Genomic DNA, 14,029 nt, shown 5'->3' on the forward strand with positions numbered 1-14,029 from the left:
TTTGGTGTTGTTTTTTTTACTTTAAAGAAACATTATGCTGTTTGTTTTGAATTCTGTTTTGAACTAACTTAATAGCATCAAGAAGATGAAAGGATACCGCAATGTATAACTTTGATGAAATAATCGACAGAAGAAATACCAATGCTATGAATACGGATGGATTTAGAGATTACATTTTTAAAGCAGATGATTCAATCGTTTTTCCGTATAGAGATGAGGAGTTCATCCGCATGTGGGTTGCCGATATGGAATTTGCAACTCCCGATGTAGTCATCGATGGAATTAAGGAAAGACTGGAAAAAAGAATTTTTGGTTACACCAGAGTATTTTCCGATGACTATTATCAAGCTTTCTCGAAATGGTGTGAAAAAAGATACGGTTGGCATTTTGAGAAAAAACATTTAGTGATGTCCAATGGTGTAATTCCTGCACTTTATGAACTTGTGGAATATATCTGTAGGGAAGATGAAAAAGTCCTGTTCTTAACTCCATCTTATGCCTATTTCAAATATGCCGCTGATCATAATAATAGAGAATCCGTGGTAAGTGATTTAATTAATAAAGCCGGCAGATACGAAATTGATTTTGATGATTTAGAAAAGAAAGCAGCAGACGACAAAGTAGCATTATTGATTCTATGTAATCCACATAATCCTACAGGTAGAGTTTGGACAGAAGATGAACTGCAAAAAATCGGAGAAATATCGCTTAGACATCATCTATGGGTGATCTCGGATGAAATTCATTGCGATTTGTTGAGAAAAGGAAAACAGCATATCCCATTTGCTAAGGTATTTCCAAATTACGACAAAATTATTACTTGTATGGCCCCAAGTAAGACATTCAATTTGGCGGGCTTAATGATTTCAAATATTATTATTCCAAATGAAGAATTAAGAAAAACTTGGTTGTCCAGACATTATAACTTTGACAATCCTTTAAGCATCGCAGCTGCACAAGCTGCTTATGAAAAAGGCGAACCTTGGCTGGAAGAACTAAGAGACTATTTAGACGAGAATTTTAGAATTACAAAAGAATATATAAATACTCATTTACCGCAAGCTCATATTGAAATTTCTGAATCGACTTATTTGGCCTGGGTGGATGTAAGTGAATATTTTTCGAATGATGAAAACTTACCCTTATTCTTTGCATATAAAGCAGGAGTTCTCTTGGAAGGAGGGAGTATGTTTGTACGGAACTCAGACGGATTCATTCGATTAAATCTTGCTTGTCCAAAGTCAGTGCTTAAAGAAGGGTTAAGACGAATCTGTGAAGCGGTTCGCAATAAAAATGAAGAACAAAATAAATATGGCTGAGGAGAAAATATGGAAAAACCTAGAAGTGAGAAAAATTATAAAGGACTAGCCTTTGTTCCCATGATTGTTTTTCTGGTCTTGTATGTTGGTTGCGGGGTGTTTTTTACTCTTACCGGAACAGAAGACCCTTTCGGACAAATGCCCAGATATGTTGCGGTTATAGCGGCTATATGCATGGCATTTGTATTTTTTGATAGAAAGACGCCTTTAAGTGCAAAGACAGAAATTTATACTAAAGGTGCAGGAAGATATGGAGTTATGCTTTTGAGTCTCGTTGTACTTTTAGCTGGTGGTTTTCAAAGTGCAGCTTCCGCTATGGGAGCAGAAAACTCAATTGTCAATATGGGAATCGATTTAATCCCCTTAAATTTCTTAGTACCGGGCATATTTTTAATTTCTTGTATTATTTCTACTTCTACGGGCACGTCCATGGGCACACAAGTTGCCATTATTCCTGTTGCGATTGCTTTGGCAAACGGAGCAGGAATAAATGTGGCCATGGCAGGAGTAGAAGGAACGTACTTGCTTTTTTTAGACTTAAGAAAATATGTTAAGCCTGAAGGTATAGGGGATTTTGTACAAAAAAAATGTAAACTTGCTGTTGATTATGGAGAATGGTTCGGAAAAAACTTTGTTGGTTTTAATCGCTTGAATTTAGCAACACATCCTGAATATGTTCAAAAAGCTGTTGCAAATATTGCAAGAGAAATTCAAGCACTATAAAAAAATATTTACAGATAAGACCAGATGCAAAAGTCTGGTTTTATTCATGGTAGTTCAACTTTTATAGATACAAATACTTTAGCGAAAATGCTAAAAGAGAGAAGGGATTAGGAGTGGCACGCCCACTTTACTTTGCACTAATTATGTTAAGCCTGATTTGGGGAGGTTCCTTTTTCTTCATCAAAATTTTGCTGCCGGATTACGGTCCATGGGTGATCGCCTTCCTGCGGTCGATCTTCGGGCTGGCTACGATATCAGCGATGATGCTGATCCTGCGCAAGCCGTTTGCGATCCGCAACATTCACTGGCTGCAGATGGCTGTCATGGCGTTGGTAAATACTGCGATTCCCTGGGCGTTCATCGGTTTCAGTGAAATGAGGCTGACGAGCGCCGTGGCCTCGGTGTTAAATTCTACTACGCCGCTGTGGACGCTGGCTGTTGGGGTTTTGTTTTTTCATGTCGTTGCGGGCCGAAGACAGTGGCTGGGGATGGGCGTTGCCTTTATCGGAATTATCGTCCTGCTCGGCGTAAGCAAGGCGTCAATTGTTTCGGTCGATGGGTTCGGCTTAGCTTGCATGCTGGCGGCAACCCTATGTTATGCGTTCGGGTCGCACTTGTCCAAAAAACTCTCGGAAGGGCTGTCGATGTATCAGGTGGCGTTCGGTACACTGCTCTGCGCTACGCTCGGCAGTGGCGTCATGGCCGCGGCGACTGAAGACGTCTCTCTGGTGCCGCTGGCTTCGCCCACCACCCTCGGCGCGGTCATCGGATTGGGCGTATTCGGCTCGGGCTTCGCTTATATTCTTTTCTATTTCATGGTGCAAAAAGGAAGCCCGCAATTCGCTATATCCGTCACCTATCTGGTGCCGGTTAGCGCGATTATCTGGGGATTCACGCTGCTCCATGAGCCGATTAGCTGGCGTCTGGTGGCCGGGCTTGTGTTTATCCTTGGCGGTGTCTACCTCACCAACAAAAGCGGGGCGCGGGCAGCTCGTTTGTCAAAGACAGGAGGAAAAAGCTATGAAATATGATCTAAAACTCGGAAAAGAAATCATGTGTCCTATTGAGTACGGTCTTGATATTTTCGGCGGAAAATGGAAGTCAAGAATTATATGTGTGTTATCCTCTAACAAAGTAATACGATATAACGAAATCAAAAAGGAACTTGGAAATATTACAGATGCGGTGCTTGCAGCAATGCTAAAAGAAATGATTGCGGACGAAATGATCATTCGCACGCAATATAATGAGATTCCACCTAGAGTTGAATATGCGCTTACCGAAAAAGGAAAATCCGTACTTCCAATACTTCAATGTATCTGTCAATGGTCGCGGGAACATTCAGCGGAAGCTTTGGATACGAAATTGCCTGCTTGCATAAGTTGTGACCAGCTATAGTTTCTTAACTATGAAATTTATTAGTTACTTATAAATTTCCTAATATATTTACCCTGCCAAGCTCCTTGATTATAGTTTAATCATGGTCATACGAACCATAGAACAAATCAATGGAGGGATAAATCATGAGTGCAAAAGCATATCTGCAAATCACAATGGTTATTGATAATAATAACCGTCCGGCTGCGGCTAAAGTTTATATGGACTACCGCGAGCCTTTCTTGAAGGAAATCAAGGGTGCGGTTTCCAAGGATTTGCTTATCCGTGATAAGGATGTTCAGGTGCTTCATGGATTCGATAGTGTGGAAAACGCAAAAGCCTACCTTAACAGTGAAATGTTCAAAAACGATGTGTTTGTTGGCCTAAAGCCATTATGGAGCGCCGACCCGGATGTTAAAATCTATAGTGTTTCTTAAGTGGGTTATTCCAACCAACGTAGTAATGTGCTCGAAATGCTTTTGCATTTCGGGCCTTTTATTTTCTGGGAAATAGTAAAACTACTCCTTCTTAGGTATGAGCAAACAATCGATCACAAGGGAGAATGTCAAATGATATAGTCAAATCGAATTAACAGCTTGACTCTAAAAATTAATTTTAATATTATGAAATTAGTCGATTGAATAATTGAATAATTAAATATTTGATTGACTTATTTTATACAAAATTGGAGGCTGAACTTTATGCAAAAAGCTTATCTGCAAATTACATTAAAAATCAACGTTTCAGATCGTGAGGCAGCTACAAAAGTTTACACAACCTATAAAGAGCCTTTCCTGAAAGGAACTGCTGGAGCATTGTCGAAAGAATTACTGGTTCGGGATGAAGATGTTCAGGTGCTTCACGGTTTTAGTAGTGAAGCAGACGCAAAAGCTTATCTGGAAAGTGAGCTTTTTAATAATGATGTTGTTGTTGGACTTAAGCCTCTGCTTCAGGCAAATCCGGAAATTCGCATTTACAATGCCTATTAATGGCGGAATTAACCCATAGCATAGATAAAACCGGTACTGCGAATTATCGCACTGCCGGTTTTTTTCATGATACAGGAAATTGATCGGGATTCGGGATTACTTGAAATTTAAAGATTGACGTTTTATAATTCAAATATTCAGTTGAATAAGAAATGGCGGTGAAATTCATGGAAGATGCACAATTAGCTGAATTATATAAAGAACAATTGTTTTTACAATATGCCCGAATTGGGAAATGCCTATCCAGTGAGAGAAGACTGGAAATTTTGAGTTTACTATCCAACGGTCCTAAAGCTGTCGAAACTCTAGCTCATCAATCTGGAATGAGTTTTGCCAATGTATCGCGTCATCTTCAAGTGTTATTAGATGCAAATTTAGTGAGGTTTACAAAAAAAGGCACGTATGTCATCTACTCCTTGGCGAACCCGCTAGTCGCGGAATTTTTGATATCTTTATGGAAAATCTCTGAGCATCAGCTTTCTGATGTACCGCGTCTCAAGCAAAATCTGTATCAACACTATGAGAATGTTCGTACCATATCCAAGAAGGAAGTATTGGAGAGGATGAAAACGGGCAATATTCATGTACTGGACATTCGTCCTAAAGATGAGTACGAGACGCAACATATTGAAGGAGCCGTATCTGTTCCAATGGAAGAACTTGATGACTATCTGCAAAAATTGCCTAAAAATACCGAAATCGCAGCCTATTGCCGCGGACCGTATTGTGTATTCACCACGCAAGCTGTTGAGAAAATGCTGAAAAAGGGATTCAAGGCCTATCGCATTGAAGAGGGCGTGCATGAATGGCGGACGAGTTAGTTAAGATGATTGCTCTATAAAAAACGCAGCATTAAGGCTGCGTTTTTTATGTGCCCAGAAAAACTCCTATGGTTAAAGTTGTTTAATAATCAATTATACAATTGTTTATTTTAATAATATTTGATTCATCATATACTATAAGTGTTCGGCAGCCAAACTATAGGGAGGATAGATGCAATGAAAATGATGAAAGCAATGCAAATTCCGTCCAAGGGCGAAAAAATGCAATTGGTGGAGATCCCGGTGCCTCAACCTGGAGAAGGGCAAGTGCTTCTTCGTGTAGAGGCATGCGGGGTATGTAATGGAGACTCGGTTGCTATTAAAGGAGCCATTCCTGTAATGAAGTAATTTGCCCCTTGAAAAGAAAAAGCGCCTCCTGTATGCTGGGTCTCGGAATGGTGGCCATTCACTGCCCTAATTGAAGGAGGACGCTCTACATGAAGTATAAGCTGAAACAGAAAAAGAATCAACGAATTACACGAATTACCGAATCGACACTGGTCGTCGGAGCGGATATCGCCAAGAAGATTCATGTGGCTCGTGCAGTAGATTTCCGTGGCATTGAGCTTGGAAAAGACTGCGTGTTTCATAATAGCCAGGAAGGGCTGACGAAGCTGGCGACGTGGATGAAGGAGCTCGGGCAGACACACGGCAAGACGGACATCATATTTGGCATCGAGCCTACTGGACACTACTGGTTTCCGTTAGCAGCCTTCTTACAGGATCAAGGGATTCAAGTCGTAGTGGTAAACCCGCATCATGTCAATAAGTCGAAAGAGCTTGAAGATAACTCACCGACGAAGAGTGACTACAAGGATGCAAAAGTCATCGCAAAACTCATTCGGGATGGGAATTACTCCGAACCGAAGTTGCCGACGAAGGAATTCGCAGAACTGCGGATCCTGATGAACCTCCGCGAGAAGGTATCGGACAGTCTAACTCAAGTCAAAAGCCGCATCGGCAATTGGTTTGATCGATTCTTTCCGGAGTACGCAAAAGTGTTTAAAAACTGGAGTGGCAAGGCATCGTTCATGACCATGCGAGCCTTCCCGTTGCCTGCTGATATCGTCGCCAAGGGCGCTAGAGACGTCCTAGCGCATTGGAAGACGGAAGTCAGGCGTGGCGTTGGAATCAAGCGGGCAGAAGCGCTTTACGCTGCAGCAAGCGTCTCCATCGGTCTGACAGAAGGCATCGTTGCCGCCAGGCTGGAACTAAGTACGCTACTGTCGCAGTTTGACCTGTTTAACGAGCAGCTTGAAACGATTATGCATCAAGTGGCCGGAATTTTGGAGGGCATTCCAGGAACGACAGAAATGCTGTCTGTACCCGGAATCGGCGTTCTGACCGTAGCCGGATTTCTAGCCGAGGTTGGAGATCTGAATCACTACGATCACGGTCAGCAGATCATTCGTCTGGCGGGCCTTAATCTGATGGAAAACAGTTCAGGCATACGGAAAGGACAGACAGGCATAACCAAGCGAGGGCGATCACGCCTACGGGCGCTGTTGTTCCGAGCGGTGATGCCGCTGGTTGCAAAGAATCCGGAGTTCCAAGCGCTTCACCGGTATTACACGACGCGGAGCCAGAACCCGCTGAAGAAGAAGCAATCTCTCATTGCCCTATGTGGAAAACTCATACGGGTGCTTTATACCCTGGGAACAAAGCAAAGAATGTATAACGCCAACGATGTCATGGGCCCCGTTAGGCAAGCCCAGCTGCAACAATTGGCTGCATAAAGTCAAGGAAGCAATCACCCTGCAATATCGCTTATTCACATGTGTACAACTAGACAACGGAAGCACCGGAGAAGCCGACGCACGACACACCGTAAGGGCAACGACCCTGTAAAGGAGCGAGAAACGGCATCCACCCCTTGAGAGGTAGAACGAAGGAATGTAAGGGCATAGACCCAGTGTGACATGGGAGGGTGAACCCCAAGGGCGGAATGTGGAGATCCATTGTGCGATCATAACCAATTATCTACAGTTTTGGAAACGAGAAGATCCTAAGCTCTGTTCCCGCCTACGCTCTTACAGAAAATCGTGGTGTAGACTATATTCTCCACCAGTATCTCTTACACTGTCAAAGTTGAAATATTGAGAATGAACGAGAAAACAGGAGAAGTTATTACTTTATAGTGGGAGGTTCCCGAGAATATCCGAGGATTCCGGGTCATGAAGTGGTCGGTATCGTGGAGGGGCTTGGGGCAGGTTCGGCAAAATGGAAAATTGGGCAACGTGTGGGCATTGGTTGGCATGGGAGTCACAACCATGTAACGGGTCTAACCATAGATGGCGGCTACGCGGAATACATGATTGCATTTGAAGATGGCCTGATCAGCATTCCCGATGAAATACTATCCAAAGAAGCGGCCCCTTTGATGTGCGCAGGCGAAACTACGTTTAGTGCACTGCGTAACAGTAAGGCTCGGCCCGGTGATCTTGTAGCTATTTCCGGTATTGGTGGTCTCGGGCATCTTGCTGTACAGTTTGCTAAAAAGGCCGGCTTTCAAACTGTGGCTATATCTCGTGGTGGGGACAAAGAAAAGTTGGCACGAAAGCTTGGAGCGCATAATTATATCGATTCCGAAAAAGAAGATCCGGCCCAGGCGCTAAAATCATTAGGCGGAGCCAAAGTCATTCTTGCTACTGCGCCAAATGCTAAAGTAATTTCTTCTTTGATTCATGGGCTAAATCCAGATGGCGAGCTCATTATTGTAGCTGGTTCCGGAGAACCTTTAGAATTGTCTGCGATGGATTTTTTGAAAGGCCCTCATACTGTGCGGGGATCGTTTACTGGTCAGGCTAAAGAGGTTGAAGCGGCAATTCATTTCAGTGTGCTGACTGATGTTCGTCCTTTGATTGAAGTCTTTCCCTTGGAACGCGCTAGCGAAGCGTATGATAAAATGATGTCGGCAAAGACGAGATTTCGTGCCGTGCTGAGTATGTCTGAATAAAATCGGAAAAATAAACAGCTTGACACAATCAGAAAGTCAGCATTATAATTCAATCGATCAATTGAATACAGTAACAATTGATTTAAAAATACAAATAAAAAGAGGAGGAACTCTATATGGGTGCAATAGCACTGACGAAAACGACATTTCAAAGCCATATTCAATCCGGCGTAACACTGATTGACTTCTGGGCGTCTTGGTGCGGTCCGTGCAAAATTCAGCTTCCGATTGTAGAAGAATTAGCAGATGAGCTAAAGGGGCAAGCAACACTTGCCACAGTCAATGTCGACAACGAAACGGAGCTGGCTTCGCAATTCGGTATCAGAAGTATTCCGACTTTGCTGCTGTTTAAAGATGGCAGGCTGATGGAAACAATAGTTGGATTAAATCCAAAGCATGTGCTCAAAGATAAAATCCTAAAGCTCACAGACAAATAAAACAATAGGAAAAGGATTGCAGGTATCGTCATGCTGCTCGATGGCGGAGTTATAGCTCGTTTGAGATAAATTGTATGATGCGGGGGCCAATCAGTATCGATGAAGAGATGGGAATGGCTTCATAATCTTTGGAAAGGAAAGTTATTTTATGGATCACTCACATTCAGAACCATCCATTAAAGAAAGACTGTATCTGCAATATGCCCGGATTGGAAAATGTTTGTCCAGTGATAAGCGGCTTGAAATCATGGATTTGCTCTCCAATGGTCCGAAAACGGTTGAACATTTAGCGCAGCAGTCCGGTATGAGTGTAGCCAACGTATCGCGGCATTTGCAAATTTTGTTGGATTCGCGGCTGGTGAAGTTCAAAAAAGAAGGAACCTATGCGATTTATAGTGTGGATCCTGTGGTGACCGAGTTTTTAATTGCCTTATGGAACCTATGTGAGAACCGGCTTTCCGATATACCTCGTATTAAAGAAGACCTGTTGCATGAATATGAAGGCATCCGCACGATTTCCAAAGAAGAGTTGCTGAAGAGAATGGCTGCCAACACGATTATAGTATTGGATCTTCGTCCTAAAGACGAATATGAGGCAGGGCATATTGAAGGTGCGATATCAGTACCCATGGAAGAACTCGAGGCGTACCTTCAAACACTGCCACAGCATGTAGAACTTGCGGCTTATTGTAGAGGCCCCTTTTGTGTGAATCCGGCGGAGGCCGTTGAAATTATGCAGAAAAAGGGATTTACTGCCTATCGCATCGATGAAGGGGTGAAGGAGTGGAATTTGACATGAGTAAAAATGAATTGGTGGTCATTATTGGTGCAGGTTTAAGCGGCCTGCGCATTGCATCATTGCTCACAGCGCAAGGCATCTCGTGCAGCGTACTCGAAGCCCGGGATCGTATCGGCGGGAGAGTCTTAAGCATGGAAGTTGCAGAGAAGCGTGAACTCGGGAGATTCGATTTGGGACCGACATGGTTTTGGCCGCGTTATGAGCGGGCGATCACCAATCTCGTTAAGGAACTCGGTATAAAGACTTTTGAGCAATATAATGAAGGGCTCATGCTTTCCGAACGATCGCGAAATGAGCCTGCACAGCAATATAGATTGCCGGAAGGAGCTGTTGAAAGATCGTTTCGGTTTATTGGAGGTGCAAAGTCTCTTATCGATGCCATAGCAGCCACGCTTCCTCCTGGAACAGTACGGCTTAACACAAAAGTGACTTCGATCCGTCAGGATGAACACAGAACCCTTGCGCTTGAAGTTGAAGGTCAGAGGAGCAGTATCCGTGCAAGTGCGGTCATTAGCACCTTACCTCCTCGAATCGTAGCGCGCAACATCTCCTTTTGGCCTGAACTCTCTACAGATCTCATTGCTAGCATGGTCAACAAACCTACGTGGATGGCAGCACAGGCTAAAGCCGTTGTGGTTTACGAACGACCCTTTTGGCGAGAAAAAGGGTTGTTCGGTCTCGTGTCCAGTTGGGCGGGACCTTTGCAGGAAATCCATGATGCATCGCCCGAAACGGGGGCAGGGGCGCTTTTTGGTTTCTTTGGGCTGCCGGCAAAGTCGCGGCAAGAACTAGGAGAGGAAAGAGTCCTCAAGCTCGTCGTGGAACAGTTGACGCGGCTTTTCGGGCCTTCTGCGGAAAACGTTAGCGCCCTTCTTTATAAGGATTGGTCAAGTGATCCGGAAACCGCGGTGCTTGAAGATACCGAACCACTTCGAAACTATCCGGAGTATGGTCCCCTTGCAGGCACGGAGAGTTGGGGAAAGAGGCTTATTTTTGCAGGCACGGAAACGGATAATGAACACGGCGGACATCTTGAAGGCGCGCTTCGATCGGCCGAGCGAGCAGTATCGGAACTCATTGGGCTATTTAAAACAAATATTCGTGGGTCAATATGATCACGTTCCGTAAAAAGGATAGTTCGAACGGAAAAGTTCAGTCTTGACGAAAGGAATACTAAATACTATAATTCAATTATTCAATTGAATATTATAAAACTTTCGCGTGACAAAAAAGGAGGATGGAGGATGTATAAATCAGTAATCATAGGAACAGGCCCGGCAGGTTTGACTGCAGCTATCTATCTGGCCCGCGCCAATATGAACCCGCTTGTTATTGAAGGTCCAGAACCTGGCGGGCAATTAACCACAACGACGGAAATTGAAAATTTTCCTGGATTTCCGGAGGGAATTATGGGGCCTCAGTTAATGGAGAATATGCGACAGCAAGCCAAACGTTTTGGGGCCGAATTTTATACGGGTTGGGTAAATAAAGTGGATCTGTCCAAACGCCCGTTTAAATTGCATGTCGAAGGGAAAGGTGAAATCATCACCGAAACGCTCATTATTTCTACAGGTGCGAGTGCCAAATATTTGGGGATTCCGAACGAAAAAGCGAATATCGGGCGCGGCGTTAGCACATGTGCTACATGTGACGGATTCTTTTTTCGGAATAAAGAATTGATTGTTGTTGGAGGCGGCGACACCGCGCTGGAAGAGGCCAATTACTTGACTCGATTCACATCTAAAGTCATCTTGGTACACCGACGCGACGAACTGAGAGCTTCCAAAATCATGCAAGATCGTGCTCGTGCCAACGGAAAAATCGAATGGGCACTTAACAGGACGCCAGTTGAAGTTATCGCTCGTGACCATGGGGTGACTGGGTTGAAAGTACAAAATAATGCAACGGGGGAAGACGAAGTTATTCCTGCCAATGGAGTGTTTGTGGCTATCGGGCATCACCCAAATACCGACTTTCTGGAAGGACAGATCAAAACGGATGCAAATGGCTATATTATCACCACTCCAGGCACGACGGAGACCCATATTCCCGGCGTATTCGCTTGTGGGGACGTCCAGGATAGCCGCTATCGTCAAGCCATTACTGCGGCAGGCAGCGGTGCTATGGCAGCCATCGATAGTGAAAAATTCATTGAATCCAACGAAGATTAAGCGAAGTTTACATGGCTACCCTATATATCCTGTTCACAATGGCTCTCATGTGGACTATTTATCAAGTCTGGCCGGTTCGTTATCTGTCGTGTTTAAAAATGAACCTCAGGGATAGCATAAATAAGCTGCCCCCCTCGATTAAGTTTCTTGATGTGAGAGATGTAACGGAATTTGATAGGACACATATTCCGGATTCGATCAATATTTCGTTAGGGAGATTACCCTTTTTATGGCATAAAGAATTATCCCCTGGGGATGAGGTTATGATCCTGGCTGACAGTTGTTTCAAGAGCAGAAAGGCCGCTCGTATTCTTCAACGAAAAGGGTTCCGTAAACTATACACGGTGCATGGGCCGGTTTTGGATCATCTATGATGAGCAGATCAAACAGATTTACAACCGGCGAATGTCATAAGGGCTTGACATAAGGGAAAGCAATAATTAAAATTCAAATAAAGAATTGAATACGGAAATATAATTAAGAGGTGATTGAAATGGTAGAACCAAAAATTAAAATGAACACGATCTGGTATAAAAATGCAAAAGGGGACGGACGGATTCAAAGTGACAATCTGAAAACCAAGATTGCGATCCCGGTTCCGAAGGGCGGAAGCGGAGAGGGGGCAGAACCGCAGCAATTACTCATATCTTCGGCAGTTGCTTGTTTTACAATGACACTCGCGTACATGCTTGATCGTAAAAAAATGCCGGTAACCGGGTTCTTCATGGATACAGAAGGTACAGTGTCCCAAGGAGGGCATCCGGCTATTGCGCATCATCCGCATGTCGTATTGACCTCGGATGCTACAAAAGAAGATGTTGCTATGGTAGAAGAGTTGATTGTACAGGCCGACAAGGATTGTCATATTGGTCAACTGCTAAAAAAAGCAGGGGTGCCAGTAGATACACAAGGCAAGGTATCGATTGAATCCGGGGAAGATGTGACAAGTAATTATATTGAAGAGCACGGATTGGACTGGTAATCTCTATTCGTTTGTATGAGGCAAATCGATAAATAGCCCCCTTCATATTAAGGGGGCTATTTATATGAATGAACAGCTTGTTGCTTAATTGATCCGTTAAATAGAAGGAGAATACACATGTCAGAAACTACCTTATCACTTGAAAAAAAGACGAACAATCTTCCCGGTTCGTTAGAGGAATATGCGGCGTCTCCCGAGAAGCAACGACAGTTGTACAGAAGAACAATGAAGATCGTCATCGCTTCCCAAATTTTTGGCGGGGCGGGCTTGGCTGCGGGAATCACGGTGGGTGCGCTGCTTGCCCAAGACATGCTTGGCACGGACAGCTATGCCGGAGTTCCTTCCGCCTTGTTTACGTTAGGGTCCGCTGCCGCAGCGCTTTTAGTCGGCCGCCTTTCCCAACGTTTGGGCCGCCGGGCCGGGCTTGCTGCCGGCTTTTTGGCGGGGGGAATCGGTGCTGCAGGAGTCGTCTTGGCAGCCATTCTCAATCATGTGCCACTGCTCTTTATGTCTTTGTTAGTTTACGGTGCCGGTACGGCGACAAACTTGCAGGCGCGTTATGCCGGTACGGATCTAGCGTTGCCGACACAACGTGCCAAAGCGATTAGTGCCGCCATGGTCTTCACGACCTTTGGCGCGGTTGCTGGCCCGAATCTGGTCAATATCACAGGTGGGATAGCGACTTCCATCGGCGCTCCTGCGCTGTCAGGTCCGTTTATGCTGGCCGCCATGGCCTATATTTTAGCGGGTCTGGTTCTTCTTCTGTTTCTCCGTCCCGATCCGCTCGTCGTCGCCAAGGCCGTTGCAGATATTGAGCGGACAAAGGAAGGACAAAGCAGCGGGGCGGGAACGCGGGAGACTGAACTGCGAGTCCATAAACCGGGCATCATCGTAGGCGCGACGGTGATGGTATTAACCCAAATCGTTATGATCGCCATTATGACTATGACGCCGGTTCACATGAAGCATCATGGGCATGGACTAAGCGAGGTGGGCATCGTGATCGGCATCCATGTTGCCGCGATGTATTTGCCTTCACTGATTACCGGTGTTCTCGTCGATAAATACGGGCGCACGATAATGTCCTACGCCTCCGGAATTACCCTACTGTTGGCAGGGATAGTGGCTGCATTTGCGCCTAGCGATTCGATGTTTCTGCTCATTCTGGCATTGGCCCTACTAGGTTTGGGCTGGAACTTCGGTTTAATTAGCGGGACAGCTGCCATCATCGACGCAACACCGCCGCAAATCCGGGCGAAGACACAAGGCACGGTGGATGTACTGATCGCATTAGCAGGTGCCTCAGGTGGGGCTTTGTCGGGCATGGTAGTCGCTTCATCAAGCTTTTCCACACTCTCTTTGGCTGGAGGATTCTTGTCGCTGCTGTTGATTCCGGTTGTCGTCTGGTCCCGGGGGCAGAAGAAGGGATGACTCCGATGACATTAAGCGATCATG

The 14,029-nt window shown here is 44.8% G+C and carries 17 protein-coding genes; all 17 read left to right on the forward strand.

Annotation, left to right across the window (positions count from 1 at the left end; all coding sequences use genetic code 11):
* Positions 1-101: 101 nt before the first annotated feature.
* The 17 genes from EHV15_RS21005 (at position 102) to EHV15_RS21085 (ending at position 14,005) form a co-directional block, all read left to right on the forward strand.
* Positions 102-1,319 carry a MalY/PatB family protein gene (locus EHV15_RS21005; protein WP_128632917.1) on the forward strand — a complete coding sequence of 406 codons (1,218 nt, stop codon included), beginning with the start codon at positions 102-104 and terminating at the stop codon, positions 1,317-1,319.
* 9 nt (positions 1,320-1,328) lie between these two features.
* The gene (locus EHV15_RS21010) at positions 1,329-2,042 is read left to right on the forward strand and encodes a Na+/H+ antiporter NhaC family protein (RefSeq protein ID WP_128632918.1); all 714 of its coding nucleotides are present in this window, start codon (positions 1,329-1,331) and stop codon (positions 2,040-2,042) included.
* 113 nt (positions 2,043-2,155) lie between these two features.
* Complete coding sequence (locus EHV15_RS21015) at positions 2,156-3,073, forward strand: DMT family transporter (protein WP_128632919.1); 918 nt, start codon at positions 2,156-2,158, stop codon at positions 3,071-3,073.
* Positions 3,063-3,440, forward strand: coding sequence for a winged helix-turn-helix transcriptional regulator (locus EHV15_RS21020; protein ID WP_128632920.1), 378 nt, complete (start codon positions 3,063-3,065; stop codon positions 3,438-3,440). Before EHV15_RS21015 ends, EHV15_RS21020 begins: the two co-directional genes overlap by 11 nt.
* Before the next feature lie 125 nt (positions 3,441-3,565).
* Positions 3,566-3,856, forward strand: a complete 291-nt coding sequence (locus EHV15_RS21025) for a hypothetical protein (protein WP_128632921.1) — start codon at positions 3,566-3,568, stop codon at positions 3,854-3,856.
* 264 nt (positions 3,857-4,120) lie between these two features.
* On the forward strand, positions 4,121-4,408 hold the full coding sequence (locus EHV15_RS21030) for a hypothetical protein (RefSeq protein ID WP_128632922.1): 288 nt from the start codon (positions 4,121-4,123) through the stop codon (positions 4,406-4,408).
* Positions 4,409-4,575: 167 nt separating this feature from the next.
* Positions 4,576-5,229 (forward strand): ArsR/SmtB family transcription factor, encoded by a 654-nt coding sequence (locus tag EHV15_RS21035; RefSeq protein ID WP_128632923.1) that lies wholly within the window; start codon positions 4,576-4,578, stop codon positions 5,227-5,229.
* Positions 5,230-5,406: 177 nt separating this feature from the next.
* On the forward strand, positions 5,407-5,577 hold the full coding sequence (locus EHV15_RS21040; RefSeq protein WP_246061717.1) for a hypothetical protein: 171 nt from the start codon (positions 5,407-5,409) through the stop codon (positions 5,575-5,577).
* An 89-nt stretch (positions 5,578-5,666) separates the two neighbouring features.
* Positions 5,667-6,965 (forward strand): IS110 family RNA-guided transposase, encoded by a 1,299-nt coding sequence (locus EHV15_RS21045; RefSeq protein WP_128631682.1) that lies wholly within the window; start codon positions 5,667-5,669, stop codon positions 6,963-6,965.
* A 401-nt stretch (positions 6,966-7,366) separates the two neighbouring features.
* Positions 7,367-8,185 carry a zinc-binding dehydrogenase gene (locus EHV15_RS21050; protein WP_281281655.1) on the forward strand — a complete coding sequence of 273 codons (819 nt, stop codon included), beginning with the start codon at positions 7,367-7,369 and terminating at the stop codon, positions 8,183-8,185.
* A 116-nt stretch (positions 8,186-8,301) separates the two neighbouring features.
* Positions 8,302-8,622 (forward strand): thioredoxin, encoded by a 321-nt coding sequence (gene trxA, locus EHV15_RS21055; RefSeq protein ID WP_128632925.1) that lies wholly within the window; start codon positions 8,302-8,304, stop codon positions 8,620-8,622.
* A 148-nt stretch (positions 8,623-8,770) separates the two neighbouring features.
* Positions 8,771-9,421 (forward strand): ArsR/SmtB family transcription factor, encoded by a 651-nt coding sequence (locus tag EHV15_RS21060; protein WP_128632926.1) that lies wholly within the window; start codon positions 8,771-8,773, stop codon positions 9,419-9,421.
* On the forward strand, positions 9,418-10,536 hold the full coding sequence (locus EHV15_RS21065) for a flavin monoamine oxidase family protein (RefSeq protein WP_178075919.1): 1,119 nt from the start codon (positions 9,418-9,420) through the stop codon (positions 10,534-10,536). The genes EHV15_RS21060 and EHV15_RS21065 overlap by 4 nt, the downstream gene beginning before the upstream one ends.
* 129 nt (positions 10,537-10,665) lie before the next feature.
* Complete coding sequence (gene trxB / locus EHV15_RS21070) at positions 10,666-11,592, forward strand: thioredoxin-disulfide reductase (protein ID WP_128632928.1); 927 nt, start codon at positions 10,666-10,668, stop codon at positions 11,590-11,592.
* Between the two features lie 98 nt (positions 11,593-11,690).
* The gene (locus tag EHV15_RS38375) at positions 11,691-11,966 is read left to right on the forward strand and encodes a rhodanese-like domain-containing protein (protein WP_425464482.1); all 276 of its coding nucleotides are present in this window, start codon (positions 11,691-11,693) and stop codon (positions 11,964-11,966) included.
* Positions 11,967-12,085: 119 nt separating this feature from the next.
* Positions 12,086-12,574 (forward strand): OsmC family protein, encoded by a 489-nt coding sequence (locus tag EHV15_RS21080; RefSeq protein ID WP_128632930.1) that lies wholly within the window; start codon positions 12,086-12,088, stop codon positions 12,572-12,574.
* 117 nt (positions 12,575-12,691) lie between these two features.
* Complete coding sequence (locus tag EHV15_RS21085; RefSeq protein ID WP_128632931.1) at positions 12,692-14,005, forward strand: MFS transporter; 1,314 nt, start codon at positions 12,692-12,694, stop codon at positions 14,003-14,005.
* Positions 14,006-14,029: the final 24 nt, after the last annotated feature.

Origin of the sequence: Paenibacillus oralis, assembly GCF_003863965.1 — a bacterium.
Classification (GTDB): domain Bacteria; phylum Bacillota; class Bacilli; order Paenibacillales; family Paenibacillaceae; genus Fontibacillus; species Fontibacillus oralis.